This window comes from Sphingomonas adhaesiva (assembly GCF_002374855.1).
GTDB lineage: Bacteria > Pseudomonadota > Alphaproteobacteria > Sphingomonadales > Sphingomonadaceae > Sphingomonas > Sphingomonas adhaesiva.
On the sequence record NZ_NWVC01000004.1, the window covers coordinates 293356 to 318730 of the forward strand.

Below are 25375 nucleotides of genomic sequence, written 5' to 3' on the forward strand. Positions count from 1 at the left end.
CCCCCGGTCGATCGGAAAAAGCGGCAATCGACATGCTGATATCGCTCAGCTATCCCGGTCCGATGGCCGATGCCCTTCAGACACCCTTGCTCGACACCGTCGATACGCCTTCCGATCTGCGCACGCTGCGCCCCGAACAGCTGCGCCAGCTGGCCGACGAACTGCGACAGGAAACGATCGCCGCCGTCGGCGTGACCGGCGGCCACCTCGGCTCCGGGCTGGGCGTGGTCGAACTGACCGTCGCGATCCATTACGTGTTCGATACGCCGCGCGACCGGCTGATCTGGGACGTCGGACACCAATGCTACCCGCACAAGATCTTGACCGGGCGGCGTGACCGCATCCGCACGCTGCGGCAGGGCGGGGGGCTGTCGGGCTTCACCAAGCGGAGCGAGAGCGAGTACGATCCGTTCGGCGCGGCGCACAGTTCGACGTCGATCTCGGCCGCGCTCGGCTTCGCCACCGCCAACAAGCTGACCGGCGCGCCGGGCAAGGCGATCGCGGTGATCGGCGATGGCGCGATGTCGGCGGGCATGGCCTATGAGGCGATGAACAATGCCGAGGCGGCGGGCAATCGCCTGGTCGTTATCCTCAACGACAACGACATGTCGATCGCGCCGCCGGTCGGCGGGCTGTCGGCCTATCTGTCGCGGATCGTGTCCAGCCGCGAATTCCTGGGCGTGCGCGAGCTGATGAAGAAGTTCGCGCGCCGCCTGCCGCGCCCGTTCCACACCGCCGCGCGCAAGACCGACGAATATGCCCGCGGCATGACGATGGGCGGCACGCTGTTCGAGGAACTGGGCTTCTATTATGTCGGGCCGATCGACGGGCACAATCTGGAACACCTTATCCCCGTGCTCGAAAACGTGCGCGATGCGGAGGAAGGCCCGATCCTGATCCATGTCGTGACGAAGAAGGGCAAGGGCTATGCCCCGGCCGAACAGTCCGCCGACAAATATCATGGCGTGCAGAAGTTCGACGTCATCACCGGCACCCAGGCGAAGGCGCCGCCGGGGCCGCCGGCCTATCAGAACGTCTTTGGCGACGCGCTGGCGCGCGCGGCGGATGCCGATCCGCGCATCTGCGCGATCACCGCGGCGATGCCGTCGGGCACTGGGCTGGACCGGTTCGCGGCGGCGCATCCCGACCGCTTCTTCGACGTCGGCATCGCCGAACAGCATGCCGTCACCTTCGCCGCCGGGCTGGCGGCGCAGGGAATGCGCCCGTTCTGCGCGATCTATTCGACGTTCCTGCAACGCGCCTATGACCAGGTGGTCCACGACGTCGCGATCCAGAACCTGCCGGTGCGCTTCGCGATCGACCGCGCCGGGCTGGTCGGGGCGGACGGCGCGACGCACGCGGGCAGCTTCGACGTCACCTATCTGGCGACGCTGCCCAATTTCGTCGTGATGGCCCCGGCGGACGAGGCGGAGCTGGTCCATATGGTCCACACCTGCGCCGAATATGACGACGGCCCGATCGCGGTGCGCTACCCGCGCGGCGGCGGCACCGGCGTCGCGCTGCCCGCGGTGCCGGAGCGGCTGGAGATCGGCAAGGGTCGCATCGTCCGCGAAGGCAAGTCGGTCGCGATCCTGTCGCTTGGCACACGCCTGGGCGAGGCGCTGAAGGCGGCCGAGGTGCTGGAGGCGCGCGGGCTGTCGACCACCGTCGCTGACCTGCGCTTCGCCAAGCCGCTGGACGAGGCGCTGATCCGCCGGCTGCTGACCAGCCACGAAGTCGCGGTGACGATCGAGGAGAATGCCGTCGGCGGCCTCGGCGCGCATGTCCTCACGATGGCGTCGGACGCCGGGTTGACCGACGCCGGCCTCAAGATCCGCACGCTGCGCCTGCCCGATCGCTTCCAGGACCAGGACAAGCCCGAGGTGCAATATGCCGAGGCCGGGCTGGACGCCGATGCGATCGTCGCCACCGTCCTGTCGGCGCTGCGCTACAACGAAGCGGGCGTGATCGCGCGCGCGTGACCGGCTGGGAGAAGGTCGGCGCGCTCACCGCTTTGTACGCGGTGGGGATGCTGTGGGCCAATTATGCCATGCTGCGCCGGGTGAAGGGCGCGGTGGCCGAGCGCGCGGCGTGGACCGCGGCCGATTTCGACGCGGTGTTCGCGGGCGCTGACGCCGACCCGCGCGTCGCCCCGGCGGTGCGCGCGGCGCTGGCCCTGTGGTACGGGGAAGGGGTGGTGCCCCAGCCCGAGGACACGCTGAAGCGCTTCCTCAAGATGGCGCGCGGCGACGTGGAGGATGTCGCCAACGCCGCCGCCGCCGCGCTGTCGCTGCCCGCCGACCCGCTGGTGCCCGACCTGCCCGACGTGGCGGCGCTGGTACGCTACCTCGACGGGCGGGTCGGGGCGGCCCCTCAGATCCGCGCCTCGTAACCGCGCGGCCGGCTGGGCATCGTCAGGATCGCGCGCGCGTCGCCCGGGGTGCGCGCCTCGCCATGCGGGCCGCCCGCGGCGTGGATCACCCGTTCCAGCAGTTCCTGCCCCTCCGGCCAGTGACCCAGCCCGCTGGCGGCGTTGAGGTGGCCGTGCGGCCCCGCATCGACGAAATGGCTGCCCCAGTCGACCGCCAGGCTGTGCGCGCGCTCGATCGTCACCCACGGATCGTCGGTGGACGCGACCACGATCGACGGGAACGGCAGCGGCTGTTTCGGCGCGGGGGCGAACGGGGCCAGTTCCTCCGCCACGCCCGCGCGCTCGACATCGGCGGGCGCGACCAGCAGCGCGCCGGCCACCGGCCAGCCGTACGGCTGCGGGCTCATCGACGCCCACCACGCCGTCGCGATGCACCCCAGCGAATGCGCGACCAGGATCACCGGCGCACGCGCGCCTGCCACCGCCTGGTCGATCTTCGTCACCCAACTGTTGCGATGCGGCCGGTCCCACATCCCCAGGTCGATCCGCGACGTGTCGGGGCGCGCGCCCTCCCACAGGGTCTGCCAGTGCGCGGGTCCCGAGCCACCCAGCCCGGGAACGGTCAGGATCGTCGGCCGGACCGACAGATCATATGTCGAAAGTCCCATGACGTCTCTCCTGTCATCCCCGCGTCGGTGCGGGGAAAAGGTGAGGCCGCGGCACACAGTCTAGGGGTCGGGAAAAGCCGCGGCCTCGATTCGCAATGTATTGTCCCCTAAATCCATGGACAATCCTGCATCGCAGCAATTGACGCGAACGGAGGCCGCCGCGAGACGAACCGAAATCGCCGCGGCGCTTGCGGCCCGGGGGGCGGGGCTGCGATAGCGCGCCGATGGCGAAACAACGTGCCGATCAGATGCTGGTGGACCGCGGCCTGGCCGAATCGCGCACCCGCGCACAGGCGCTGGTGATGGCCGGGCTGGTCTTCGCCGGTGACCGCAAGGTGGAAAAGCCCGGACAGCCGCTCGCCGACGATGTCGTGCTCGACGTGCGCGGCCGCGACCACCCCTGGGTATCGCGCGGCGGGATCAAGCTGGCGCACGGGCTGGACCATGCCGGCTGGGACGTGACCGGCGCGGTGGCGATCGACGTGGGGTCGTCGACCGGCGGCTTCACCGACGTGCTGCTGACCCGCGGCGCCGCGCGCGTCTATGCGGTGGACAGCGGGACGAACCAGCTGGCGTGGAAGCTGCGCCAGGACCCGCGCGTCATCGTCCACGAACAGACCAGCGCGCGCATCCTCACCCCGGCGCACGTGCCCGAACCGGTCGACCTGGTCGTCTGCGACGCCAGCTTCATCGGCCTGGCCAAGGTGCTGGAGGTGCCGCTGTCCTTCGCCCGCCCGCCCGCCCGCGCGATGGCGCTCATCAAGCCGCAGTTCGAGGCCGGCCGCGCGGAGGTGGGGAAGGGCGGCGTCGTGCGCGACCCGTCGGTGCGCGCGCGCGTCTGCGCCGAGGTGGCGGACTGGTTCGCCGCGACCGGCTGGCGCGTCGAAACCATCGTGGAAAGCCCCATCACCGGGCCGGAGGGCAATGTCGAATATCTGATCGCGGCGCATCGCGACTGAAACAATCGTGCGCCATGTGGCTTTGGCAGTTTACGCATGGGTGACGATTGGGCACCTAGACACGCCGCTTCCGGCATTGGGGGATGGGAAACGTTGGGTACGGTCGCATCGAGGGATCAGTTACGGATGTCGTTCCTGCGCTGGGCGGCGGTATCGGTGCCGCTGGTGCTGCTGCTGGGCTTCCTGTCGGGGCGGTCGGTGCCGTCGGGTAGCGAGAACGGCTGGTACATGGCGCTGACCAAGCCCGAACTGACGCCGCCGGGCTGGGTGTTCCCGATCGCCTGGTCGCTGCTCTACATCATGCTCGGCCTGTCGCTGGCGCTGGTGCTCAGCGCGCGCGGGGCGAAGCTGCGCTGGGTGGCGGTGGCGCTGTTCGCGGTGCAGCTGGCCGGCAACCTTGCCTGGACGCCGCTGTTCTTCGGCGCGCACAAGGTCGGCGCCGCGCTGCTGCTGATCGTCGCGATCCTGGGGCTGACGATCATCACCACCTTCGTCTTCGCGCAGATCCGGCGCGTCGCGGCATGGCTGCTGGTGCCCTATATGGTCTGGCTCAGCTTCGCGGGCGTGCTCAACTGGCGGATCGGACAGCTGAATCCCGACGCGGAACGCCTTGTGCAGCCGGCCGCGGCGTCCCAAGTGATCGGCTGACCCTTCACGCTTTTCGAAAGAGACGATCCATGCAATCCGAAAACCGCCTGTTCGGCGATCTGGCCAAGCTGTTCAACGGCGCCGCCGGCACCATCGCGGGGATGAGCCGCGAGGCGGAGGCCGGTGCGCGCGAACGGGCGCGCGAATGGATCGGCGGGCTGGATTTCGTCGCGCGCGACGAATTCGAGGTGGTCAAGGCGATGGCCGTCGCCGCGCGGGACGAGGCGGATGCGCTGCGCGCCCGCGTCGAGGCGCTGGAAGCCGCGCTGGCCGCCCAGAAGGCGGGCTGACGCGCGGGCGCGATTGTGCGATACCGGCGACACGATGGCCATGCTCGATCACGACGCGGATACCGATAATGAGGGCGAAGCCCCGCTGGACATGCTGGAGGCCTATTTCACGGCCCATGGCTGGCCGTGCGAGCGCCACGACGACGAAATGACGGCGTCGGTCAAGGGCAGCTGGACCGAATACGAACTGCGCGTGCTGTGGCGCGAGGAGGACGGCGTCCTGCAACTGCTCGCCTTCCCCGACGTCAAGGTCGCGGACAAGGGGCGGGGCAGGATCTACGAAACGCTCGGGCTGGTGAACGAGCAATTGTGGATGGGCCATTTCGAACTCTGGTCGTCCAGCGGCATCCTCCTCTACCGCAACGCCACCGCGATCGAGGCGCGCGACGGGGAAGCGACCATGTCGCTGCCCACCGCCGAGCTGCTGGTCGAATCCGCGATCGACGAATGCGAACGCTTCTACCCCGTGTTCCAGTTCGTTCTGTGGGGCGGCAAGTCCCCGGCGGAGGCGATCGCGGCGGCGATGGTCGAAACCCAGGGCGAGGCCTGAGTAAAGGTCATGCGGCTGTGGATGATCGGGTGCGGCAACATGGGGTCCGCCATGTTGCGCCGCTGGGTCGATAGCGGGACGGTCGCCGCCGGCGACGTGGATGTCGTCAACCGCACCGACCGCGCGCTGCCCGACGGCGTGCGACAGGCGCGCGACCTGCCCGACGGTCCGCTGCCCGACGTCGTCGTGCTGGGCGTGAAGCCGCAGCAGCTGGCGGATGTCGCCGCGCGCTTCGCCGGGCGGCTCGCCGATGTGCCGCTGCTCGTCTCGATGCTGGCGGGGTGCGATCCGGCGACGCTGTCCGCCGCCTTCCCCGGCCCGGTCGCGGTACAGACGATGCCCAATCTGCCGGTCGAGCTGGGACGCGGCGTCGTCGCGATCCACGCCCCCGCCGCGCCCGATGCGGCGCGCGCGACGGTCGACCGGCTGATGGCGCCGCTCGGGCTGGTCGAATGGTTCGACGACCCCGCGCGCTTCGCCGCCGCCGGCGCGTTGTCGGGCACCGCGCCCGCCTTCGTCTTCCGCGTGATCGACGCGCTCGCCGCCGGGGGCCGCGCGATCGGCCTGTCGCCGCAGGAAGCCGCCGCGGTCGCGCTGGCGGCGGTGGAGGGCGCCGCCGCGATGGCCGCCGCCAGCGACCGCACCCCCGCCGCGCTCGCCGACGCGGTCGCCAGCCCCGGCGGCATGACCCGCGAAGGGCTTAACGTCCTCGACGCCGACCGGGCGCTCGACACCCTGTTCGAACGCACCCTCACCGCCGTCGCCCGCCGCGGCGAAGAAATGGCCGCCGCCGCCAAGGGGTGATCGGGAACGCCGGCGTTCCCCGTCACGCGAAGGCGGCGACCTGCGCCGTGCCTCGCGAGGCACGCCAACCTGAACCGTCGCCCCAGCGAAGGCTGGGGCCTCCCGCGACCCCTGCCGCGCGCCATCCCCGGCATACCCCGGCCTTCGCCCCCTTTGCGCCGGCGGCATTACGACCTCCCCAAGGCCGTCACCCCGGACCCTTCGACCGCGCTCAGGAGAGCCTTGATTTAGGGTCAATAGCGACGTGAGAGCCGCCGCCGGCGCGGGTGCGGCACCGTGGATGCCGGAACCGGTCCGGCATGACGGGGTGGCTGTGGACAGGCCCCGCACAGGCACCGCCAGCGCCCGCCTAACCTCGTTGAGAGTAAGCATCGCCTGCCTCCCCACTCCCGTCACCCCGGACTTGATCCGGGGTCCATCGCACCGCGAGAGCAACCGCCAGCGTGGGTGCGGCGCCATGGATGCCGGATCAAGGCTCTCCTGAGCGAAGTCGAAGGGTTCGGCATGACGGGGGGCTGTGGATCAGCCCCGCATAGGCGCCGCAACCGCCCGCCTGACCCGGTGAAAGCAAGCACCGCCTGCCTCCCCACACCGTCACCCCGGACTTGATCCGGGGTCCATCGCACCGCAAGAGCAACCGCCAGCGCGGGTGCGGCGCCATGGATGCTGGAACGGGTCCGGCATGACGGAGTGGCCCCGCACAGGCCTCGAACCACCCCCGCAAGCACGCGTAGGGCAACACAAACAGCACACCGCCGCGCCCCCGCCACCCGCCCGAAGCAAAGCGCCACCGCATCCGCGCCCGCAACACCTCGGCGTCTCCGCACCTCCGCGTGAACCACTGCTACGCCCCGCCGCGCCCCCGTCGCCCACCCGTCGCCCCGGCGGCGCGCGCCCGTCGCGTCCCCGTAGCGCCGATCAACACCGCTGTCCTACACCGCCGTCTTGCGCCATGCTCCACGACGCTCTTTCTCCGGTATGAAACCGCCCGCCCGTGCCCCGGGCGCACCGCTCCCGCCGGCGCCGCGTCCGGTGTGCCAGCGTCTCAACATTCGCAACATTCAGCCTTTGCGCAGCGCCTCGACGCGCGGCATCTCGTCGGGGGGGATCAACCCCTCCAGCACCGCCCAGAAGCCGCTGACCGCGCCCTGGCCGGCCTGGGAATAGGCCGCCGACAGCCGCTCGCGCAGCGCATCGTACAGGCTCGCTTCCAGCTCGACACCGGCCGGGGTCAGCCGCAGCAGCCGCTGCCGCCGGTCGCGCTCGCCCGGCCGCGTCTCCACCAGCCCGCGCTCGATCAGCTCGTTCAGCACGCGGCCGAGCGATTGCTTGGTGATCGCCAGCAGCGCCAGCAGGTCGCTGACCGGCATGTCGGGCTTGCGCGCGATGAAATACAGCGCGCGGTGGTGCGCGCGGCCCAGCCCCTGGCGCGCCAGCCCGCGGTCGATCGACCGCGTGATATGGCTGTTGCCGAAGTACAGCAGTTCGATGCCGCGGCGGATCTCCGATTCGCGCAGGAACAGCGGGGAGGCGGATTGGGTAACGGCAGCCATGTTGACCGGCTTTGCCATCGGCCCTAGGTCACCGCAACCCGGCAAACGGCGGATCGTCACCGTCCTGCCGCATCCGTCGACCATTCCTATGGGGGGCCATTCTCCGTGACTTTCGCGTTCGAACCGCATCCCACTCCGGTGCCCGCCAGCGACCGGGAAGCGCGGCTGGTCGATCCGGCATTCGGGCGCGTGTTCACCGATCACATGGCGATCCTCCACTACAGCGAGGAAAAGGGCTGGCACGACGGCGCGATCACGCAGCGCGTGCCGCTGACGATGGATCCGGCTTCGTCGGTGTTCCATTACGCGCAGGAGATTTTCGAGGGGCTGAAGGCCTATCGCCTCGACGACGGCGGGCTGGCGCTGTTCCGCCCCGATGCCAATGCGCGGCGCTTCAACGCCTCGGCGCAGCGCATGGCGATGCCGGAACTGCCGGAGGAGCTGTTCCTCGAATCGTGCGAGCGGCTCGTCCTGACCGAGCGTGACTGGTTCCCCGCGGTCGAGGGCGGGTCGCTGTATCTGCGCCCGTTCATGATCGCCTCGGAGGCGTTCCTGGGCGTCAAGCCATCGGCGGAATTCCTCTACATGGTGCTCGCCTCGTCGGTGGGCGCCTATTGGAAGGGCGGGGCGCGCGCCGTGTCGCTGTGGGTCAGCCACGATTACACCCGCGCCGCGCCCGGCGGCACCGGTGAGGCCAAGTGCGGCGGCAATTACGCCACCAGCCTCGTCGCGCAGCAGGAGGCGATCCGCCGCGGCTTCGATCAGGTGGTGTTCCTCGACGCGGCCGAGCGCCGCTGGATCGAGGAACTGGGTGGGATGAACATCTTCTTCGTGTTCGACGACGGCTCGATCCAGACGCCGCCGCTGACCGGCACGATCCTGCCCGGCATCACCCGCGATTCGATCCTGACGATCGCCCGCGACGAAGGGCTGGTGGTGCGCGAGGAACCCTATGCCATCGACCAGTGGCGCGCCGACGCCGACAGCGGCCGGCTGGTCGAAAGCTTCGCCTGCGGCACGGCGGCGGTCGTCACCCCGATCGGCCGCGTCGCCGGCCCGGATTACGACTTTTCGATCGGCAGCGGCGCGACCGGCCAGCTGACCGCGCGCTTCCTCGACCGGTTGGGCGCGATCCAGCGCGGCCGCGCGCCCGACCCGCACGGCTGGCTGCGACGTATCGGTTGAGCTTTCCCGCGCGCCGCGATATGGCCCGCGGCTCGTTGGGGCGTCGCCAAGCGGTAAGGCAACGGTTTTTGGTACCGTCATACGCAGGTTCGAATCCTGCCGCCCCAGCCATATTACCATCTAAGTTATTGTTTTAGCTGCAGGAAATCGGTCGCAGCCACTGGATTGGGCCGGTGGGTGTGACGGCTCCATGTGGAGATGCCGTGCCTGCGATCCAGAACGTCGAGCGCCGAGGCGCCGTCTATTACTGGCGCCGTACCGTCCGTTTTCAGGATGGTAAGCCTTTTACCCTACGCCTCAGCCTGAGAACGACCACCCAGTCGGTGGCGCGCCACATGGGCACGGCCATGACGGCGAAGAGCGAGATGCTGAAGATGGATCTGAGCCCGAACGGCCGTTCAGCGACCCTGACTACGTTGCAGAAGGCCGGGATATTCCGCACGGCCATGGAGGAGATGCGCGACCATCTCGAACAGACGCATGTGGGGTATCGCCGTGGCCCATCCGCTGTCCGACAAGGGTGCGTTGGCTGCCGCCTGCCTGCTCCATCAGCGCGAGCCGCTCGAAGCTACGTGGCTCGACAGCGTGCGGGTAGCGACGCGGGCGTGACCCGACCTGCCAAGCCACCGGCTCAACGTGCTGACGCGTTTCCTAGGCCTGCCGCACAAGTATCATGACGCGCTGAGCGATGCGCGAGCGGCCGGCATGGTGATCGTGCGCGCGATGGAGCATACCGTCATGGACCTTGCCGGCTGGCTGGCGCCGAGCAAGCCGTCTCGCGTCAAGGCGCCGCCACCCGCGCCGGACAGACCGCTCAAGGGCGAACGCATTGTCATCCTCGGCGCGCCCCGCAACGGCCCCCTCGCATGCCGGCTGGCCGGCGCGGGCGCGGGCATCATGGCCGCGGTCGGTGCCAGTACGACCCGGCTGGTGATTAGAGACGAGCAGCCCTTCGGACGGTTCGTCACGGCGCATGACCAGTACCGCCGGGCGATTGCGTTGCGTGGAGAAGGGGCGACTATCGCGATCTGCACTGAGGTTGAGATAATCGGAGAGCTCTTCACTGGCGAGGTTTAAGCAAGCGGTTCCTCAGCCTTGTAAATCATTGTCGCAGACGATGGGAGACTTGAGGCGCCGGAGGCCAGCATGAGCCGCTGACGACCTCAAACCTGGAATTTCCACGGATTTGCTATTACTGCGTCGCGGTTTCTGTGCGGTTGGCTTCAGCAGTGACCCGACGTGCCTGGCTTAGTTGCCGATCAGAGAGGCCAGGCAAGACGTCGCAATGCAGCCGGGCAGGCGCGCTTCCGCCCTGCCGTCGGTCAGTGTCGAGGTTTGCCAAGGAGGCTTGTTGTTCGGCCCTTCCAATCGGCGGAAGACAGGCGTACATTGCGTTATCCAAGTTGAAGGAAATCAGCGCCGTGAACAACAGGAAAAGCATCGTACTTATCCTTCCTCCTGTTCCGGTGATCTATGTCAGCCCTTCTCACGCTGGACTCGGCCTCGTTCTGCACTCCTGACGGCAAACCTTTAGTTGAGGGTCTGACCCTCGCCTTCGGGCATGAGAGGACGGGCTTAGTCGGTCGCAACGGCAGCGGCAAAACGACACTGCTCAACATCATGGCCGGGGTTGCCGAGCCGCTGTCGGGCGGCATCTTGCGATCGGGTAAGATTGGGGTGCTCGACCAAGCATGGACCGACTCCTCTATCAGCGTCGCTGCTGGCCTCGGCGTGGCCCACGACCTCAACCGTCTGGAAAGGCTGGCGCGGGGGGAAGGGTCGGCTCAGGATGCCGCCGATGCCGACTGGACGCTCGAAGCCCGCGTGCATGCCGCGCTTCGTGACTGCGGCCTCGATGCTGCCATGCTTACCCGCCGCATCGATACATTGAGCGGCGGCGAGCGGACCCGGCTAGCCATCGCGCGTGCGACCTTGACCGAGCCCGATCTGCTCCTCATGGACGAACCGACCAACAACCTCGACGCCGAAGGCCGAGCGCTGATCGGCGCCTTGATCGCCAGGTGGCGTGGGGGCATCGTGGTGGCGAGCCACGATCGCATGCTTCTGGAGGAGGTGGATCGCATCGTCACCATCTCACCGATTGGTGCTGAAACTTTCGGTGGAGGATGGTCGGCCTACATCGCCGCCCGCGATGCGGCGCTGGCGCTCGCGGCGGCCGAACTGGAGCGTGCCGATCAGGAGGTCAGAAGCGTCGGCCGGGCCGTCCAGCAGCAGCGTGAGCGCAAGGCGCGCCGCGACAAGGCAGGGCGAGCATGGCGCGCCAAGGGCATCGACGACAAGATGTTCCTTGATGCCGAAAAGGGCCGTGCAGAACGCAGCGCCTCGCGCGATCACCATCTTGCCGACCGATTGCTCAAGGACGTAGCCGCCGAGCGCGACGCGGCACGGCGGCGGGTCGAGGTGCTGACGCCGATATCGATGGTGCTCCCGCCGAGCCACCTACCAGCCGATAGAAGGCTGGTCGCCTTCGATGGCGTGATGCTGAACCGCGACAGGCGAGCTATCTTTGGACCTTTGTCGTTTGAGGTCAGGGGGCCGGAGCGGGTCGCGCTCGTCGGACGCAATGGCGCCGGCAAGACTTCGGTGATCGACCTGATCCGGGGCGTGCTGCTTCCCAGTGCCGGTACGGTGTGGACGGTCGAGAGCGGGATCGCGCTGCTCGATCAGCATGTCGGCCTGCTTGAGCGCACGGAAAATATCATCGCCAACTATCGTCGGCTGCATCCTCACGACTCCGAACAGGAGGCGCGTGCTGCGCTCGCCCGCTTCGGCTTTCGCAACCGCACGGTCGAGCAGTCCGTCGCGACGCTCAGTGGCGGCGAGCGGCTGCGCGCCGGGCTGGCCTGCACGATGAGCGGTGCGAACACGCCGCAACTCCTCCTGCTAGACGAGCCGACCAATCACCTCGACGCCGACGCAATTGAGGCGCTTGAGGCGGCTTTGCAATCCTATGATGGTGCCATCATCTTGGCGAGCCACGATACGGCATTTCTCAATGCCGTGAAGGTGACGCGGAACGTACGCCTTTGATGCCCGCACCATACGGGACGTCGTGTTTTGCAGGAGACGGCGTTTGCCGCCGCCACCGTCGAATGGCGCGAAAGCAGCGTTCCCTAAGCTAGGCCGAGCACGTAATTGCGGGGTAGAGCGCACATGTCGAATATCGGTATGATGGAGACGCCGCTGACGGCGTCTCACGTCCGGGCGGAGCCACAGGAGAGATCATGCAGCGGATACGGGGATGGAAGATGGTGTTCGCCCTTGGCTGTGTGGTCATAGGGGGTGTTGACGCCGACATCTCAGCAAGCACACGTCCGCCTTTGCCGTATACCGATCTCGCCACCCCGTTCCGGAACGTTGCGACTGAAACGGCGGGGCAAGCCGAAACCCTTCGGATCGCCGAGATCCGTTCCCGCATGAACGGTATGCTCCCCGGCATCTACCCGGCAGGCCCAACCTACGACACCCGGATCGCCGATGCTCTGCGACGATTCCCCGCTGTCAGGTCGGACTATGATCGGATCGTTGCCGTTTTTCCCGTTGCTCTTCACGACGCGATCGGTCGGTTTGAGACGATCTATCCCCATTTCGAATCACCGCTCCCGATCTACCTCTACCACTCTCTGGGCCAGCGGGATGGCGGTTCGGATTATCTCGAGCCGGGCCATCGGCACGTCATGCTGTTCGGCGCCGACATGATTGCGAAGTACCATTCGGACGATTCACTGGAGCCTTTCCTGATCCACGAGATTTTCCACCTCGAACATGCACGCCACTTCGCGGATTGCGATCAGCTGTGGTGCACCATCTGGCAGGAGGGATTGGCGGTCGAAGCAACCGCCATGATGCTTCCGAACGCGACCGATCACCAGCTGCTGCTCGATATTCCCGCACCCATTCGTGGGCCGACCGACGCCCGGTGGGCGGCGGCGCTCTGTTTCGTGGCCGAACATTTCGAGGACACCGCCAGCGCTGCGACGGCCAGCGCCCTTCTGATGGGGGGGAACCCGCCGCAGGGGTTGCCGGACCGATTTGGCTATTACGTCGGCGTCCGGCTAGCACAGGCTACCGGGCTCAGTATTGGCCGGCTTTCACGCCTCGATAACCAGCAGGCCCGCCCGGTGGCTCGCGCCGCGCTGGTCAAGCTGATCGATGACGCTCGCGCGCCCTGCACTGAAGCCGCGCATCCTGCAACTGCGGCCCGGGGCGACCGCTCTTGAAGACTGGCTCGCACATCCGTCGCTTGGTGGTGGAGGACCGCTGTGCCTCAACGGCATCGCCATGGACGATTGTGGCGACGTGATCGTCGCGCTTTTTCACGCCGGTGATTATCTCATCCGGGTACGGCGCCGATCCGACGGGGCGGCAGGCGCAGTGGAACGCTTGCCCGCCTAGGGACCCTCTGCAATGCCGACGCGATCCGATGGCTGGGCGATGGGAGGGTCTTGATCTGCGAGAGTGATGTCTCGGGCGGTGGGGTTCATGGCGGTAGCGTCACGGTCGCGACGATCGATGACGGACGTATCATATCGCTTCAGAAGATCGCCAAGGGCCTGGTCGACCCATCGTCGGCTGTCGTGTTCAGCGATCGCGCCTATTTTCTGGAAACGAGGTATTGCCTGCTCATGGACCATCAGGACGATCTGAGTGCGATCGTGTCGGGCGTCCCGTTCTGCGTCCAGTCGACGTTGCTGCCGGGAGGCGATGCCTTGCGGGGCCATGGTGGCCTGCCTGATAGACCTAGAGTGCCCGGAAGGAACGACGCATGAGGAGAGCATATCACGGATCCTGTCACTGCAAGGCCATCACCTTCACGGCGGTGCTCGACCTCTCCTTGGGTACTGTCAAATGTAACTGCCATCTCTGCTGGAAGCAGCGGATGTGGAAGACAAGCAGGATCGATGTCGCGGACTTCTCCCTTGTCGCCGAGCCGGATAGGCTCGGTGGCTTCATGGGAAAGCACCAAGGTACGCATCATTTCTGCAATAGCTGTGGCATCTCCACTCACACGCATGTCCGACGCCCGGACGCTGGCGAGGACTATGTGACGGTTCAGGTGGCAAGCCTCGACGACTTGCCGGTCGACGATCTGCTCGCCGCGCCGCTGACCATCGTCGATGGCTTGCACGATCAATGGTCGGAAGTGCCTTCGCAGACGCGTCACCTGTAGTCGATGCAGCGACAACCCGGCCATTGTCTAACCCGTCGACGACGTAAGGTTCGGGAGCGCGACATGGGCCGCCGACGTTGATGCATTGGCTGGTACGGCGTAGCCCAAGCCATGCGCTGATCGCCGCTCCGTGTAACCTCGGGCTTCGTCCACTCCAGCCCGACCAGCAAACCGGCGCACGGCGTGCGCCTGAGATCCTGTGCGATGGATGATGGCGCGAGCGGCGAACGAGAAGGACGGGCGGCGCGCCTTAATCCGGCGCTGCTGCGCCGCCTGCTCCGCGCCAGGGACAGGATCGATGCCGCATCACACGAGCCGTGGTCGGTCAGCCGACTGGCGGAGGTGAGCGGCGTGTCGAAGGGCCATTTTGCCCGGTGCTTCAAGGCCGCTTTCGGCATACCCCCGCATCGGTACGTTCTTTCGCGCCGCATAGAGCGCGCGAAGGCGCTGCTGCGGGACACGGAAGTCTCGGTCACCGACGTGGCCTTCCGGACGGGATGGAACAGCCTTGGCACTTTCACCCGGGTGTTCCGCGACATCGTCGAGGAAAGTCCTGCGGCGTTTCGACGGCAAGCGCGCGCCACGCCAGCCGACTTGCAGGGCGTGCCGCATTGCTTCGTCATCGCGGCATGTCGGCCCGACCTGACAATCGCAGTTTCGGAGAAGCGGCGTCGGCGAGATGCCAATACTCTGGACTTATGACGAATGGAGCGGATCATGGCTGACGGTATCGGGGTTGCTGGCATCTACGTGCACGATCAGGACGAGGCGCTCGCCTTCTACGTCGAAAAACTGGGTTTCGCCGTTCACACCGATGTGCAGAACGGCAACTTCCGCTGGCTGACGGTGCAGCACCCGGACCAGCCGGGCATCCAGCTCGGCCTGTTCAGGCCGGGACCGCCGATGGTCGACAGGGACACCGCGGATTCACTGCAGGCGGCGGTCGCCAAGGGGGCCATGCCGCCGCTGGTGCTGGTGGTCGGCGATTGCCGGGCCGCCCATGAGCGCTTCGCGGCTAGAGGGGTCGAGTTCACGCAGGAACCGGTCAGCCGGTTCGGCAGCGTCGATGCCAGCTTTCGCGACCCTTCCGGGAACGGCTGGAAGATGGTGGAAACGCGATGACGGGCCTCCGCCCCGTGCCGAGGCCTGAATGCGCGCATCGGCGAGTTTCCGCGAATGAAAGGCGGTATTCCCATGTCTGACGCCGTCGATAAGAAGATCGCGAGTCTCGGCGATTGGCGCGGCGCAATGCTGACGCGCATTCGCCGCCTCATCAAGGACGCGGTGCCCGACGTGACCGAGGAGGTGAAATGGCGAAAACCGACCAACCCGCTCGGCGTGCCGACCTGGTCGCATCACGGGATCATCTGCACCGGCGAGAGCTACCGGGACAAGGTCAAGCTGACGTTCGCCAAAGGCAGTGCGCTGAGGGATCCGAGCGGCCTGTTCAACGCCAGCCTCACGGGTGTTCGTCGCGCGCTCGACATTCGTGAAGAGGATCATCTCGACGAAGCGGCCTTGAAGGCGCTGTTCCGAGAGGCGGCGGCCGTAAACGCTGCCGGCAAGACGGGGGGCAGTGATCCCCGCGCTGACGGGCCGCCGCGCGCGTGATAGCCTGCCGCCGTGCAAGACGCTGAGCATCGCCTGGCCTCGATCGGGATTCGTGCGGTCCAACCGTATGATCTCTCTCCCGGCAAGCCGACCGAGCATCGGGAGCTGCCGTCGCTGGAGCCGACGCTGGTCTTCAATACCGGCGCGCCTATCTCGATCGTCGATGCCTCGGGCAACGTCCTGAACGTGGCGACCGGCCAGGCATTCTTCGCCGGCCTTCACCAGCGGTTCTGCTTTTCTCGCTGCGGGGGCTCGCAGTCCGGGGTGCATGTGCGCTTGTCGGCGCAGGCGGCCCGGCGTCTCCTGGGGTCGGCGGCTATGCCCCAGGCCTTGACCTTGGCGCGGGCATCCGGCGTCGCGGCAAGGGCGTTGGCGGTTCGTTCGGCGTTGGCGTCCCGCTTCGCCGGGTCGGCAGCCGTCGCAAAGAACATGTCGCGCATGGCCGCTGCCTGTGGGCGGACAGCGTCGACCGTTGCGGTCGGGGCGAACAGCGCGCCGTAGAAGGGCAGCGAGTCCATGATCATCAGCCGGCCGACATGGTCGGGATGCGCCTTGGCGAACATCAGGCTGACGAGTCCGCCCATCGAGTGGCCCACGATCGCCGGCTTGCCGAGCTTCTCCCTGACGATCAGCGTTTCGAGATTGGCGACGATTCCATCAAGGATGCCCGGCTTGAGGTTATCACCCGGCGCATCGCCACCGAAGCCGTTGACCTGGACGACATAGACGCGGTGCGAGCGGGCTAGGTCGGGAACGACGCCATCCCATACAGCGCGCGGCGAACTGAGGCCGGGGATCAGGATGACCGGGCTACCCCGGCCCGTTGCGACCACCGAGATATGCGGCATCTGGATGACCGGGGCTTCGGCGGCGGCGGACGGCGCGCAATGACCCTGCGTCGGTTGAAGGACCACGCCCAGCGTGAACAGCGAGGCGGCGATACGGAGTGGCAGGTGGCTGATCATGGTTCACTCTCCCTTGGATGGACGGACGAAGACATCTTCGATGGCGAGGTCGAACACCTCGGCGATGCGGAAGGCGAGCGGCAGCGAAGGATCGTAGCGGCCGGTCTCGATGGCGATGACGCTTTGTCGCGACACCCCCAGTCGTTCGCCGAGATCGGCCTGGCTCCACCCGCGCTCGGCACGGAGGCGCTTCAGGTGGTTCTCCATCAGCGGCGCTCGATCACGCGATTGACCAGCGCGCCGACAGCGAAGCCCGCGAACCAGATGACTGCGACCCAGAAGACGGCGAGATGCGGAGCGAGGCCGTAATTCTCGAGGAACCCCCAGACCGTCGACAATCCTAACGCCACCGCCGATGCGATGAGAGCCTGCCGGATCCGGAGCATGCGCAAATACTCGTCGCCTTCCTCAACCAGATAACGGCCGATCACGCCGAAGATGGCCACGATCGACAGGCCCGGGACCAATGCCGCTGTATAGGCCAGGACGCCCGCATTGCCGGGATGATCGCGGAACCAAAACGAGCCGAGGATCAGCGACGCACCATAGACCGCGGATGCGATCAGGATGTCACGATTGTACCGGCGCCGGGCGGTGTGTCGCTGCATGTAAGCCTCCATCGAATCGGTAAAGGAGGCTTTACATGTAAAGGTCGGTTTACGTCAAGCTCCCTTTACCTGGATGGAAGCCGTGTTGTTCCTCATGGAGAAGGATGGATGGCTTCGCAGACGGCCGCCTGGGGCAAGCCGCGAAGTTTAGGCAGCGTGGACAAACTTGAGCCAGTATCTGGCCGTAGCGAGATGGACCATGCTGAGGAAGCCGTTGGCAAGTTGGTCGTATCTGGTGGCGATGGCACGGTTGATCTTCAGGTGGTCCTCGCCGACCGGGACGACGCCCGCCTTGAAGGCGGTGATGTCCGCCGCCTGCGCGGCAGGATAGCAGAGGAAGCCAGCGGGGATGTCGCGGCCGAACCCCCGCGCGTGGATCTCGTCCTTGATCGTCGGATTGCGCTCGAGGCGGGCGACCGACACGAAGTTGAGATAGAGCAAGGTCAACTCGGCAAGCGCGGGCAATGCGGACTGCACGCAGATCGTCGACACCGAGGGGTCGATGCCGACCGCAAGATAATCGAGCGCGACCTCGATCACGTTGCGGCGGACCTTGCCCGGGTCGTTCGCATTGTCGGTCACCGCCTGCGTATCGGCCAGCAGGACGTATTGCTCGTGGCTGTACTGCAATGCGACCCGATTCCGCAGCGAGCCGACATAATGGCCGAGGTGCAGCGGTCCTGTGGTACGATCACCGGTCAGGATCACGGGCCGCGAGGATCGAGGGGACATAGGGCAGTTCTCCGAGGGGAACTGCCGCTGCTGTCGCCGGTTTTCGGATATGAGGGGCCGCCGAGAGCAGCGACCGGGTCAACGAGAAAATGACAGGCCGCGCTTAGATCGCGGGTCACCAGCAATGCGAAAGGATCGACGAGCGGGCTGTCATGCCGCCATCATAGCGGATCGCGGCGACAAGCCAAGCGCGTCACCGAATGGCGTTTCCGAGGAAAACCAGTGCCGATGCAAGGCGGCCGTCGGCATCGTCGCCGTGCCCGATTCCGGGGATGAGGCGCCAGTGATGGGGCACGTCCAACTCCCCCATCAAATCATGCAAATACATGGCGCCATCGTGTAACCTGAACTCGTCGCGATCGCCGCATTCGAGCCGGATGGACAGTCCAGACAGCCGGATGGCGTCGCGCCGGCTACGCAAAAGCGCGGGCACGCAATTCTCTGCATAGCGCTCGGGTGTTTCTCCCATGCTGCGGTTCAGTTCGTCAAGGATTCCCGGCCGATTGTGCTCGGGCACGGCCATGGAGCGTTCCGCCGGAAAGATTGCAGGGCAGGACGCCGCGACGGCGCGGAAGCGGTCCAGCTGGCGGAAGGCGAGCTTGAGCGCACCATAGCCGCCCATCGAAAAGCCCAGCACCACGCGGATGCCGTTCAGCGGGAGCAGCGTGGCGATAAACTCCGGCAGTTCAATCGCCACGAGGCGTTCCCACGCAGGGCCGCCCGGCTGGTCGATATAGAAGCCGTTGCGGGTCGGCACGCTCGCGCAGGCCACAATCGCGGGCGGCAGCGTGCCATCCAGCCACGCCACGTCATTAGGTCGACTTGGCGCCCTCCAATATGCCGGCCGATGACATGGCGCCGTGAAGATGGAAGATCAGCGCGAGCGGCCCGGTCGATGACGACGGGGGCGGCACCAGCACGGCATATTCCACCTGTTGGCCGGCCATGCGGCTATCGAACGCGTCCCTGATCAGGAGGCTGTCATTCGTCATTGGCTTGGGCCGTCCAGTAGGTGCGACCATGCCGCCACCGAAGCGGGTGCAAGATAGAGGACGGTTCTCCGAGCGTCTGCGGGGGCAACTTCAGGTTCGCCAGGACTCTGACGACTGTCTTCGCTCCCGCAGCTTCGGCCTCTCTCGTCCCGGATCAGCGCCCGTTCAAGCGGCAATCGAGCGACCCGCGTCCAGTCGACGCATCCCAGTCTAGGAAGGTAACGGTTACGCCGTGCATGCGGCCCGCGCCATCCCTTGCAAGGCACTGCTGGGACGCGCCTGGCCGTGTTGGAAGATACAAGGGGCATTCGACATGGTTGGTGCGCAACCCGGCTCTCAAAAGCGGCGTCATGCACGCTGGTCCGACTTGTCCTGACGGCATCATCGTCCCTCGTGGCCCCGGTCGGCCGAACTGCCGCCGGGGAGCACGATAACGCTGTGGGTAAACGGTGTTGGCCTCGCCGACATGAGACCCCGGTCCGAAACGGGGGACCGGAGCGACCGGTTCTACCACCTGCGCAATGGCGGCGCCTCCGATCGCCATGCCCACAATGGCGAGCAAACCTAGCTTCGCGCCGATAGACCGCGATGCGCGATAGAAAACGGCGCTTTGGCGATGATTTTTCATCAGGTAAATCTCCGATAGAAATCAAGCGAGCAGCTTCAGGTGGCTGGCGATTTGCGGTCTGGTTGACGCTAATCGGGCATCCACTGCGCAATCGTCCATTCATGGCCGGATGGGTCGCGCACCCGGCCATACAGTTCGCCCCAGAATTGGCGTTCCATCGGCACGACGATGGTTGCGCCCGCGTCCAGGGCGGCCCCCCACGTCGACGCAGCGTCCTTGACCTGGAGGTGAAGCGTGACGGTCGTTCGGTTTCGATCCGTCGGTGCGACGCTGCCGCCGCCGTAGGAGGCGGAGTCGCTGAATTCGTCCATCACGATCAGCGTTGACCCGCCGATGACGAGGCGCAGGTGCATGATGCGGCGCGAGCCGTCATTGGCCGGCATGCGGGCGACCTCGATTGCGCCGTAGGCCTGCTTGTAGAATTCGGCTGCGGCGGCGGAGTCCGCGACGGTGAGGATCGGCGTGACGCCGATCGGCGGTTCATCCGACGACATGGCCGCGATCCTCCAAAATGGGCGGGGCCGCGCTTGCGTTGCTCGCCGTCACGATACCGTCCACCGCTTGGCGCCGAGCCATTGAGCCAAGGCACGCTCCGGATCGTCGCCGTCCGAACCGGGGACCATCGCCACCTCGCGGCCATCGGGCTTGACGATGACGAAGGGATCGAACGAACCGTTGCCGTTCTGCCGGTAGCGGTGTTGCTGGACCACGAGGAACCCGCGCCACGGACCGCTGCGCAGGACGCCGTACAGGGCGCCATCGGTGACGTAGCGTATCGCCCCGGTGCGGACCGCAACCTGATGGATAGCCGGTGAGGTCGCGTAGGCGTCCGCCTCGACATAGACATAGCCGCCATCCAGCGAAAAGTCGGGATTGGCGAGGCTGGAGAGGTTGCGCTTGGGATCGTTGGAGTAGCGGCCACGATAGAGTTCGCGGCTTTGCCCGGTGCGGGTGTCGGTCAGCCAGAGCGATGCAGGCGCCTGGCCGCTCGCGCCGGCGGTGCCCCGGGTAGGCCGGGTCGAGGCGACGAAACGGCCATCGGGCGAGCGCGCGCTGGGGCGATCCGCCGCCGTTGCAGGTGGCGGCAGCACCATCGTCGCGATGGTGAGCATGATCGCTGGTCGCAGGGTTCGCATGACCTCTCCTTCGTTCAAACGGTGAATGCAGTGGGACCGCCGCCGCATGCTCGGCCTCGGACCAGTCCGATTGACAGGTTGGTTTCGTCGGCGCAGTCTTGTCGCTGGTTGATGCCGCCGGCCGCTCGCGCCCGACAGGGCATGGTGAAGGCATCGTGACCATATCCTTTCACCGGACAGTCCACCGGCGATGGATCGGCAAGGCGAGCACCCGATGACCCGTCGCCGGGATTGAGGAACTGTCATGACCACGATCGATCAGGCCAAAGCCATGGCCAAGCGCTTGCGCGCCGCCTTGTCCGCGCACGGCACCGACATCCCGCATTCCACCAGCCTCGAGCTGGTCGCATCCCAACTCGGCCACCGCGACTGGAACACCGCCGCTGCCCGCCTGCCGGCCGCCCAAGCCGAGGGAATCACCTTCCGTCAGGCGATCCCGATCCTGCGGATCTTCGACGTCGCCAAGGCACGCGAATTCTACTGTGACTTTCTGGGCTTTTCCGTGACGATGGAGCATCGGCACGAGCCGGGCCTGCCGCTCTACATGGCGGTCGAGCGCGCCGGGCTCGAACTGCACCTCAGCGAGCATCACGGCGATGCCAGCCCCGGCTCCACCTGCTTCGTCTGGATGACGGGCGTGGTCGCCTTCCAGGCCGAGCTGATCGCGAAGAACTATGGCTATGGTCGTCCGGGTATCGAGGACCTGCCGTGGGGGCGTCAGGTCGAGGTCGCCGACCCGTTCGGCAATCGCATCCGTTTTTGCGAGCGCAAAGGATGAGCTTCGGGATGGCCGCTTCGTGATCGGTAGCATGGCGGCCATCCCAACCATCACGCCGCCTCGTGGGACAGGATGTTCAGCAACCGTCCGAACGGATCACGCACGAAGAAGCGATGCACGCCCCAAGGCTCATGGGCCGGGCCATAGGTGATCTCGTGCCCGGCCGCGACGAGCCGCGCATGCACGCTGTCCAGATCATCGACCTCGATCGACAGGTCGGGGACAGGTGTACCGGAGCCGCCTTCACTCGCGAAGCTGACCTGCGGCACCGCATGGCCGGACCCAATGAAGGTGACGATCCAGCCATGGTCCATGCCGATCGTCATGCCCAGCATGTCGCCGTAGAAGGCGCTTGCGCGGCCGACGTCTACGGTGGCGATGTTGGGAACGATCCGGGTCACGCTCATGCTCGTCTCCCTTGCTGGCCGTCAATCGGCTTCCCAGGCGATGGCGGCGATGCGCCAGCCCTGCTGTTTCTTCACGAGCTGGATGAACTTGGCGCCGCTGCCCGCGTAAGGCGCGCCGTCCCGCCGTCCGCTCTTGGCGTAGGTCGAGTGGCGCGAAGCGATGCCGCGCAGCACCTGGGTGCTGGCACCCGTCTCCCATTCGTGGAAGTCCGTCAGCGTGCCGTCGGCCAGCATCCGGGCACGCGGCGCGATGAAGGTTTCCACCGTCATCGTCTCGACGCCCGCCACGCCAGCGCACACGATCATCGCTTCCGGCAGAAACACGTCGATGAGTCGATCCGCAGCGGTCCTGCGGTCACCACGGTTATCGAAGGCCGCGTAGAAGTCCGCGACCAGTGCATTGATCGCCGCCTCGTCATCTTGGTCGACCTCGATTGTCATAGCAGCGCCGGCGTGCCGACCCACAGCATCCGCACCGGCGTCGTTCCGTCGTTGCGCATGCGATAGGGGTGACGCTGTTCGAAATGTGCGCTGTCGCCCGCGTTCAGGGTGAAATGCTCGCGCCCGACCCAGACGTCGAGCGTGCCTTCGAGCACATACCAGAAGCCTTCGCCTTCGCGATGTGAGATCGGCGAGGCATGGCCCGGCGGCACCGTCATGTGCAGCGCTTCCATCCGCCGCTCGGCATGGCTGCCGCTGAGGCGAACGTAATCGACCGGGCTGGTGCCGACATGCAGATGCTCTGGTGCATCGGCACGGCGGACGATCTGGCCGGGCGACGGTACCCCGATGAAATATCCCGTCTCGACGTCGAGCGCCGACGCGATCTGCGCCAGCGAAACGAGCGACGGCATCGCCTGGTCCCGCTCCACTTGCGACAGGAACGGGACCGACAGGCCGGACGCCGCCGCCAGATCCTTCAATGTCATGCCAAGCCGTTGACGACGTTGCCGGATCGCCCCGCCGATCGGGGGCGGACCGGCGTCCTGTTCATGCATTACAGACGCGGTTCTGGCCACGCTTGTCCTTTCCCTCTGCCCTCCGATGCTAACGGACAGATATGCTGCTGTCAAAATAGTTTGACAGAATCAGAACGGATGTGATCCGGTCGGGCAGGAGGTCGTGATGCACCACAGGGTCTTGGCGAGTAAGAAGCTGGATGCTGCCAACGTGACCGAGCGGCTCAGCCTGCAGATGCCGGCTCTGTCGGATCTGCCCGACATGGTTGCGCTGTGGAGCGATCCCGAAGTGGTGCGTTACATCGGGGGCCGCGTGTTATCGGATGAGGAGATTTGGCAGCGACTGCTGCGCTATCGAGGGCATTGGGCGCTGCTCGGCTACGGCTATTGGACTGTCCGTGAGCGGGGCACCGGCGCTTTCGTCGGCGAGATCGGCTTTGCCGATTGGCACCGGCCCGGCCTACCCGAACTTGAAGGAAGCCCGGAGGGCGGCTGGGTGCTTCCCCCTTCCATGCACGGCAAGGGCTATGCCAGCGAGGCCCTCGATGCAGCCTTGGCGTGGCTGGACCGGACGGTGAAGCCCTCGTCATCGGCGTGCATCATCGCCCCGGACAACGTCGCGTCGCTCAAGCTGGCGGAGCGCTCCGGCTACCGGCTCGTTCGCAAGGGAATTTACCGGGATAGCGAGACTTGCATCCTGACGCGCGAGCATGCGGGACCAGGATGATCGACACCGATCGGCGCAGCGTCTCGCGAACGAAACCGACAATCACGACAGACAGGCTGATCCATCGATCGGCATGAGTTGGAGGACGGCATGGACGGGGATTTACGGGCTGTGATTGAAGAGTGGCATCGCGTGGTCAACGAAGGCGACGTGACGGTGGCGCGCACGATCGTGACCGATGATGTCGAGGTCGGCGGCCCGCGTGGGTCGGCATCGGGCGTCGATGCCTTCATTTCCTGGATCGAGAGTGCCGGAATCCACCTTGAACCCGTCGCTTGGCACCCGTTGCCCGACGCTGGCGTGGTGGTGGAACAGCGGGCAAGTCGGCCCGGTGGTGGGCGCAGTGCCGAGCAGCACCCGATACCTGTCGTTACCCTTTTCAAGCTGCGCGGCGATCGCATCGCAGGCAGCTGGCGGTTTGACACGGTGCGCGAAGCGCTCGTCTACCCGGCAGCGGTCCAATGAGCTTACTTCTTTTGCGGCGCGATGTGGAGAAAGAGTTGGTGAACCAGCAACAGGTGGCGATACGCAGATGGCATCTTGCGGCAATAGGAGCCAATGCGTCAGCGACACGCACGATCGCGACGGGGGTGACGCTCGCCGCCTGTCTGCTCGCTTCCTCCGCGGCGGCGCAGCAGCCGTTTCGTATGCCGCCGCCCGAGGTGGCGCAGCCGGCGCCCGGAGGTGTCCGTATCGCCCACGACGGGCTGGTCGCGAACTGGTATGCCGCTTCCCGACGGGCTGCCTCGCGGCCGCCGGTCGTGCTGCTGCTGGGTGGGTCGGAAGGCGGAATTGGCGCCGGGGCGGCTCGCCAGGCTGCCGACCTCGTGGCGCATGGGTTTGCCGTGCTGCATCTCGCCTACTTCGGTGCCCCCGGATTGCCGTCCCGGCTCAACTTGGTGCCGCTCGAGTATTTCGACCGTGCCCTTGCCTGGATCAAGCGACAGCCCGGCATCGATCCTCGCCGCATCTCCGTGGTGGGTGCCTCGAAAGGGGCCGAGGCGGCGTTGCTCGTGGCATCCCGGCATCCCGAACTTCACGCCATCGTTACCGGCGCGCCATCGGCGGCGGTCTGGCCGGGGATCGACTTCACGGGGCGGGACACGGGCTCGTCCTGGACGGTGCGCGGAAAGCCATTGCCGTATCTGCGCTACGGCCCCGCGGCGACCAGCATGTTCGACGGATACAAGACCGGGCTAGCCACGCTGCCGGAGCATCGCGATGCCGCGATCCCCGTGACGAGGATCAAGGCAAAGGTCCTGCTCGTATGCGGTCGTGCCGATACGCTGTGGCCGTCCTGTCCCATGGCCGAGCAGGTGCAGCGGGCAATCGGACCGAAGGCGAGAGTCCTCGCCTATGATGACGCCGGGCATGCGGTGTTTGGTCCTCCCGTTCAGGTTAGTGCCGCAGCATATCGATCGTTGGGATCCCTCGGCGGTACCGCTGAGGGCAATAACTTGGCCCGTGCTGATGCGTGGCCTATAATTCTTGCGTTTCTTACCAGTTGAAGGCGGTGGACCGGACAGTTTATTCTCATTCGATATGGGCCGTGCGAGAACTTCCGCGCGGACTTGGGCTTTCTGGTCAATAGCGACGATCTTGAACGATCACCG

34 protein-coding genes and 1 tRNA gene are annotated in these 25375 nt (G+C 66.5%); 21 read left to right on the forward strand and 14 right to left on the reverse strand.

The features are described 5' to 3' along the window. Window positions 1-62 precede the first annotated feature (62 nt). Entirely contained in the window at window positions 63-1982 is a 1920-nt protein-coding gene (dxs, locus tag COA07_RS10960; RefSeq protein ID WP_066711588.1) for a 1-deoxy-D-xylulose-5-phosphate synthase, read from the forward strand. Then, window positions 1979-2392 (forward strand): hypothetical protein, encoded by a 414-nt coding sequence (locus COA07_RS10965; RefSeq protein ID WP_066711584.1) that lies wholly within the window; start codon window positions 1979-1981, stop codon window positions 2390-2392. The genes dxs and COA07_RS10965 overlap by 4 nt, the downstream gene beginning before the upstream one ends. Here the strand turns inward: COA07_RS10965 and COA07_RS10970 are convergent. Further along, complete coding sequence (locus COA07_RS10970; RefSeq protein WP_066711583.1) at window positions 2374-3039, reverse strand: RBBP9/YdeN family alpha/beta hydrolase; 666 nt, start codon at window positions 3037-3039, stop codon at window positions 2374-2376. The two genes, COA07_RS10965 and COA07_RS10970, sit on opposite strands and share 19 nt — an antisense overlap. Before the next feature lie 224 nt (window positions 3040-3263). On the opposite strand from COA07_RS10970, the gene COA07_RS10975 reads away from it, so the two are divergent. The 5 genes from COA07_RS10975 to COA07_RS10995 all read left to right on the forward strand — a co-directional run bounded on the left by COA07_RS10975 (window position 3264) and on the right by COA07_RS10995 (window position 6290). Continuing rightward, window positions 3264-3998 (forward strand): TlyA family RNA methyltransferase, encoded by a 735-nt coding sequence (locus COA07_RS10975; RefSeq protein ID WP_066711582.1) that lies wholly within the window; start codon window positions 3264-3266, stop codon window positions 3996-3998. Between the two features lie 126 nt (window positions 3999-4124). Next, window positions 4125-4646: a TspO/MBR family protein gene (locus COA07_RS10980; protein ID WP_066711581.1), complete on the forward strand. Its 522-nt coding sequence runs from the start codon at window positions 4125-4127 to the stop codon at window positions 4644-4646. A gap of 29 nt (window positions 4647-4675) precedes the next feature. After that, window positions 4676-4936, forward strand: a complete 261-nt coding sequence (locus COA07_RS10985; RefSeq protein WP_066485437.1) for an accessory factor UbiK family protein — start codon at window positions 4676-4678, stop codon at window positions 4934-4936. A gap of 40 nt (window positions 4937-4976) precedes the next feature. Continuing rightward, window positions 4977-5486 carry a type III secretion system chaperone family protein gene (locus COA07_RS10990; RefSeq protein ID WP_066711587.1) on the forward strand — a complete coding sequence of 170 codons (510 nt, stop codon included), beginning with the start codon at window positions 4977-4979 and terminating at the stop codon, window positions 5484-5486. Window positions 5487-5507: 21 nt separating this feature from the next. Further along, window positions 5508-6290: a pyrroline-5-carboxylate reductase family protein gene (locus COA07_RS10995; protein WP_342747662.1), complete on the forward strand. Its 783-nt coding sequence runs from the start codon at window positions 5508-5510 to the stop codon at window positions 6288-6290. Window positions 6291-7351: 1061 nt separating this feature from the next. On the opposite strand, the gene COA07_RS11000 is transcribed toward COA07_RS10995, so the two are convergent. Then, the gene (locus COA07_RS11000) at window positions 7352-7843 is read right to left on the reverse strand and encodes a MarR family winged helix-turn-helix transcriptional regulator (RefSeq protein ID WP_169803500.1); all 492 of its coding nucleotides are present in this window, start codon (window positions 7841-7843) and stop codon (window positions 7352-7354) included. A 105-nt stretch (window positions 7844-7948) separates the two neighbouring features. Between COA07_RS11000 and COA07_RS11005 the strand changes: the two genes are divergently transcribed. From COA07_RS11005 to COA07_RS11020, 3 genes are all read left to right on the forward strand, one after another. Continuing rightward, window positions 7949-9028, forward strand: a complete 1080-nt coding sequence (locus COA07_RS11005) for a branched-chain amino acid aminotransferase (protein WP_066708254.1) — start codon at window positions 7949-7951, stop codon at window positions 9026-9028. A gap of 36 nt (window positions 9029-9064) precedes the next feature. Further along, a tRNA-Gln gene (locus tag COA07_RS11010) sits at window positions 9065-9139 on the forward strand. Window positions 9140-9664: 525 nt separating this feature from the next. Next, on the forward strand, window positions 9665-10105 hold the full coding sequence (locus COA07_RS11020; RefSeq protein WP_141396514.1) for a hypothetical protein: 441 nt from the start codon (window positions 9665-9667) through the stop codon (window positions 10103-10105). A 115-nt stretch (window positions 10106-10220) separates the two neighbouring features. Here the strand turns inward: COA07_RS11020 and COA07_RS17960 are convergent, their stop codons facing one another. Next, complete coding sequence (locus COA07_RS17960; RefSeq protein WP_141396515.1) at window positions 10221-10469, reverse strand: hypothetical protein; 249 nt, start codon at window positions 10467-10469, stop codon at window positions 10221-10223. 32 nt (window positions 10470-10501) lie between these two features. Here COA07_RS17960 and COA07_RS11025 point away from each other — a divergent pair, with 32 nt between their 5' ends. From COA07_RS11025 to COA07_RS11055, 7 genes are all read left to right on the forward strand, one after another. After that, on the forward strand, window positions 10502-12079 hold the full coding sequence (locus tag COA07_RS11025) for an ABC-F family ATP-binding cassette domain-containing protein (protein WP_066708262.1): 1578 nt from the start codon (window positions 10502-10504) through the stop codon (window positions 12077-12079). Between the two features lie 218 nt (window positions 12080-12297). Beyond that, on the forward strand, window positions 12298-13269 hold the full coding sequence (locus COA07_RS11030) for a hypothetical protein (RefSeq protein ID WP_096640979.1): 972 nt from the start codon (window positions 12298-12300) through the stop codon (window positions 13267-13269). A gap of 225 nt (window positions 13270-13494) precedes the next feature. Next, entirely contained in the window at window positions 13495-13818 is a 324-nt protein-coding gene (locus tag COA07_RS11035) for a hypothetical protein (RefSeq protein ID WP_066708267.1), read from the forward strand. After that, entirely contained in the window at window positions 13815-14219 is a 405-nt protein-coding gene (locus COA07_RS11040) for a GFA family protein (protein WP_141396516.1), read from the forward strand. The genes COA07_RS11035 and COA07_RS11040 overlap by 4 nt, the downstream gene beginning before the upstream one ends. 204 nt (window positions 14220-14423) lie before the next feature. Beyond that, window positions 14424-14921 (forward strand): helix-turn-helix transcriptional regulator, encoded by a 498-nt coding sequence (locus COA07_RS11045; protein WP_066708271.1) that lies wholly within the window; start codon window positions 14424-14426, stop codon window positions 14919-14921. Window positions 14922-14936: 15 nt separating this feature from the next. Continuing rightward, on the forward strand, window positions 14937-15341 hold the full coding sequence (locus COA07_RS11050) for a VOC family protein (protein WP_066708310.1): 405 nt from the start codon (window positions 14937-14939) through the stop codon (window positions 15339-15341). Window positions 15342-15413: 72 nt separating this feature from the next. After that, a complete protein-coding gene (locus COA07_RS11055; RefSeq protein ID WP_245842117.1) occupies window positions 15414-15830 on the forward strand; it encodes a DUF1801 domain-containing protein in 417 nt (138 codons plus the stop codon). Between the two features lie 218 nt (window positions 15831-16048). On the opposite strand, the gene COA07_RS11060 is transcribed toward COA07_RS11055, so the two are convergent. From COA07_RS11060 to COA07_RS11095, 8 genes are all read right to left on the reverse strand, one after another. Further along, on the reverse strand, window positions 16049-16795 hold the full coding sequence (locus tag COA07_RS11060; RefSeq protein WP_066708275.1) for an alpha/beta fold hydrolase: 747 nt from the start codon (window positions 16793-16795) through the stop codon (window positions 16049-16051). A 3-nt stretch (window positions 16796-16798) separates the two neighbouring features. Further along, window positions 16799-17002, reverse strand: a complete 204-nt coding sequence (locus tag COA07_RS11065) for a helix-turn-helix transcriptional regulator (RefSeq protein WP_066708276.1) — start codon at window positions 17000-17002, stop codon at window positions 16799-16801. Then, window positions 17002-17403, reverse strand: a complete 402-nt coding sequence (locus tag COA07_RS11070; protein WP_066708278.1) for a hypothetical protein — start codon at window positions 17401-17403, stop codon at window positions 17002-17004. Before COA07_RS11070 ends, COA07_RS11065 begins: the two co-directional genes overlap by 1 nt. Before the next feature lie 147 nt (window positions 17404-17550). Beyond that, on the reverse strand, window positions 17551-18111 hold the full coding sequence (locus COA07_RS11075; RefSeq protein WP_211280959.1) for a hypothetical protein: 561 nt from the start codon (window positions 18109-18111) through the stop codon (window positions 17551-17553). A gap of 217 nt (window positions 18112-18328) precedes the next feature. Further along, the gene (locus COA07_RS11080) at window positions 18329-18943 is read right to left on the reverse strand and encodes an alpha/beta hydrolase (RefSeq protein ID WP_066708280.1); all 615 of its coding nucleotides are present in this window, start codon (window positions 18941-18943) and stop codon (window positions 18329-18331) included. A gap of 4 nt (window positions 18944-18947) precedes the next feature. Next, a complete protein-coding gene (locus COA07_RS11085; RefSeq protein ID WP_066708283.1) occupies window positions 18948-19127 on the reverse strand; it encodes a hypothetical protein in 180 nt (59 codons plus the stop codon). Window positions 19128-19823: 696 nt separating this feature from the next. After that, the gene (locus tag COA07_RS11090) at window positions 19824-20249 is read right to left on the reverse strand and encodes a VOC family protein (protein ID WP_066708286.1); all 426 of its coding nucleotides are present in this window, start codon (window positions 20247-20249) and stop codon (window positions 19824-19826) included. A 48-nt stretch (window positions 20250-20297) separates the two neighbouring features. Then, window positions 20298-20867, reverse strand: coding sequence for a hypothetical protein (locus tag COA07_RS11095; protein ID WP_066708289.1), 570 nt, complete (start codon window positions 20865-20867; stop codon window positions 20298-20300). Between the two features lie 268 nt (window positions 20868-21135). On the opposite strand from COA07_RS11095, the gene COA07_RS11100 reads away from it, so the two are divergent. After that, window positions 21136-21669: a glyoxalase superfamily protein gene (locus COA07_RS11100; RefSeq protein ID WP_066708292.1), complete on the forward strand. Its 534-nt coding sequence runs from the start codon at window positions 21136-21138 to the stop codon at window positions 21667-21669. A 50-nt stretch (window positions 21670-21719) separates the two neighbouring features. Here COA07_RS11100 and COA07_RS11105 read toward each other — a convergent pair whose 3' ends face one another. Genes COA07_RS11105 through COA07_RS11115 form a run of 3 tightly spaced genes read right to left on the reverse strand, consistent with a single transcriptional unit; the run spans window position 21720 to window position 23074 of the window. Further along, window positions 21720-22076: a VOC family protein gene (locus COA07_RS11105; protein ID WP_066708295.1), complete on the reverse strand. Its 357-nt coding sequence runs from the start codon at window positions 22074-22076 to the stop codon at window positions 21720-21722. Window positions 22077-22097: 21 nt separating this feature from the next. Beyond that, the gene (locus COA07_RS11110) at window positions 22098-22517 is read right to left on the reverse strand and encodes a DUF4440 domain-containing protein (RefSeq protein ID WP_066708298.1); all 420 of its coding nucleotides are present in this window, start codon (window positions 22515-22517) and stop codon (window positions 22098-22100) included. Next, complete coding sequence (locus COA07_RS11115) at window positions 22514-23074, reverse strand: helix-turn-helix domain-containing protein (protein WP_066708300.1); 561 nt, start codon at window positions 23072-23074, stop codon at window positions 22514-22516. Before COA07_RS11115 ends, COA07_RS11110 begins: the two co-directional genes overlap by 4 nt. A 127-nt stretch (window positions 23075-23201) precedes the next feature. Here COA07_RS11115 and COA07_RS11120 point away from each other — a divergent pair, with 127 nt between their 5' ends. From COA07_RS11120 to COA07_RS11130, 3 genes are all read left to right on the forward strand, one after another. After that, window positions 23202-23762 carry a GNAT family N-acetyltransferase gene (locus tag COA07_RS11120; RefSeq protein WP_096640981.1) on the forward strand — a complete coding sequence of 187 codons (561 nt, stop codon included), beginning with the start codon at window positions 23202-23204 and terminating at the stop codon, window positions 23760-23762. 78 nt (window positions 23763-23840) lie between these two features. Further along, complete coding sequence (locus tag COA07_RS11125) at window positions 23841-24227, forward strand: nuclear transport factor 2 family protein (protein ID WP_066708302.1); 387 nt, start codon at window positions 23841-23843, stop codon at window positions 24225-24227. Then, on the forward strand, window positions 24224-25270 hold the full coding sequence (locus tag COA07_RS11130; RefSeq protein WP_083956753.1) for an acyl-CoA thioester hydrolase/BAAT C-terminal domain-containing protein: 1047 nt from the start codon (window positions 24224-24226) through the stop codon (window positions 25268-25270). Before COA07_RS11125 ends, COA07_RS11130 begins: the two co-directional genes overlap by 4 nt. Window positions 25271-25375 lie beyond the last annotated feature (105 nt).

Excerpts from the sequence above, each read along its gene's own strand:
- dxs (WP_066711588.1), top strand. The coding sequence starts at position 63 with ATGGCCGATGCCCTTCAGACACCCTTGCTCGACACCGTCGATACGCCT.
- COA07_RS10970 (WP_066711583.1), bottom strand. The coding sequence starts at position 3,039 with ATGGGACTTTCGACATATGATCTGTCGGTCCGGCCGACGATCCTGACC.
- COA07_RS10975 (WP_066711582.1), top strand. The coding sequence starts at position 3,264 with ATGGCGAAACAACGTGCCGATCAGATGCTGGTGGACCGCGGCCTGGCC.
- COA07_RS10980 (WP_066711581.1), top strand. The coding sequence starts at position 4,125 with ATGTCGTTCCTGCGCTGGGCGGCGGTATCGGTGCCGCTGGTGCTGCTG.
- COA07_RS10985 (WP_066485437.1), top strand. The coding sequence starts at position 4,676 with ATGCAATCCGAAAACCGCCTGTTCGGCGATCTGGCCAAGCTGTTCAAC.
- COA07_RS10990 (WP_066711587.1), top strand. The coding sequence starts at position 4,977 with ATGCTCGATCACGACGCGGATACCGATAATGAGGGCGAAGCCCCGCTG.
- COA07_RS10995 (WP_342747662.1), top strand. The coding sequence starts at position 5,508 with ATGATCGGGTGCGGCAACATGGGGTCCGCCATGTTGCGCCGCTGGGTC.
- COA07_RS11000 (WP_169803500.1), bottom strand. The coding sequence starts at position 7,843 with ATGGCTGCCGTTACCCAATCCGCCTCCCCGCTGTTCCTGCGCGAATCG.
- COA07_RS17960 (WP_141396515.1), bottom strand. The coding sequence starts at position 10,469 with ATGCTTTTCCTGTTGTTCACGGCGCTGATTTCCTTCAACTTGGATAAC.
- COA07_RS11025 (WP_066708262.1), top strand. The coding sequence starts at position 10,502 with ATGTCAGCCCTTCTCACGCTGGACTCGGCCTCGTTCTGCACTCCTGAC.
- COA07_RS11030 (WP_096640979.1), top strand. The coding sequence starts at position 12,298 with ATGGTGTTCGCCCTTGGCTGTGTGGTCATAGGGGGTGTTGACGCCGAC.
- COA07_RS11040 (WP_141396516.1), top strand. The coding sequence starts at position 13,815 with ATGAGGAGAGCATATCACGGATCCTGTCACTGCAAGGCCATCACCTTC.
- COA07_RS11045 (WP_066708271.1), top strand. The coding sequence starts at position 14,424 with ATGGATGATGGCGCGAGCGGCGAACGAGAAGGACGGGCGGCGCGCCTT.
- COA07_RS11050 (WP_066708310.1), top strand. The coding sequence starts at position 14,937 with ATGGCTGACGGTATCGGGGTTGCTGGCATCTACGTGCACGATCAGGAC.
- COA07_RS11055 (WP_245842117.1), top strand. The coding sequence starts at position 15,414 with ATGTCTGACGCCGTCGATAAGAAGATCGCGAGTCTCGGCGATTGGCGC.
- COA07_RS11060 (WP_066708275.1), bottom strand. The coding sequence starts at position 16,795 with ATGATCAGCCACCTGCCACTCCGTATCGCCGCCTCGCTGTTCACGCTG.
- COA07_RS11065 (WP_066708276.1), bottom strand. The coding sequence starts at position 17,002 with ATGGAGAACCACCTGAAGCGCCTCCGTGCCGAGCGCGGGTGGAGCCAG.
- COA07_RS11070 (WP_066708278.1), bottom strand. The coding sequence starts at position 17,403 with ATGCAGCGACACACCGCCCGGCGCCGGTACAATCGTGACATCCTGATC.
- COA07_RS11085 (WP_066708283.1), bottom strand. The coding sequence starts at position 19,127 with ATGACGAATGACAGCCTCCTGATCAGGGACGCGTTCGATAGCCGCATG.
- COA07_RS11090 (WP_066708286.1), bottom strand. The coding sequence starts at position 20,249 with ATGTCGTCGGATGAACCGCCGATCGGCGTCACGCCGATCCTCACCGTC.
- COA07_RS11095 (WP_066708289.1), bottom strand. The coding sequence starts at position 20,867 with ATGCTCACCATCGCGACGATGGTGCTGCCGCCACCTGCAACGGCGGCG.
- COA07_RS11100 (WP_066708292.1), top strand. The coding sequence starts at position 21,136 with ATGACCACGATCGATCAGGCCAAAGCCATGGCCAAGCGCTTGCGCGCC.
- COA07_RS11105 (WP_066708295.1), bottom strand. The coding sequence starts at position 22,076 with ATGAGCGTGACCCGGATCGTTCCCAACATCGCCACCGTAGACGTCGGC.
- COA07_RS11110 (WP_066708298.1), bottom strand. The coding sequence starts at position 22,517 with ATGACAATCGAGGTCGACCAAGATGACGAGGCGGCGATCAATGCACTG.
- COA07_RS11115 (WP_066708300.1), bottom strand. The coding sequence starts at position 23,074 with ATGCATGAACAGGACGCCGGTCCGCCCCCGATCGGCGGGGCGATCCGG.
- COA07_RS11120 (WP_096640981.1), top strand. The coding sequence starts at position 23,202 with ATGCACCACAGGGTCTTGGCGAGTAAGAAGCTGGATGCTGCCAACGTG.
- COA07_RS11130 (WP_083956753.1), top strand. The coding sequence starts at position 24,224 with ATGAGCTTACTTCTTTTGCGGCGCGATGTGGAGAAAGAGTTGGTGAAC.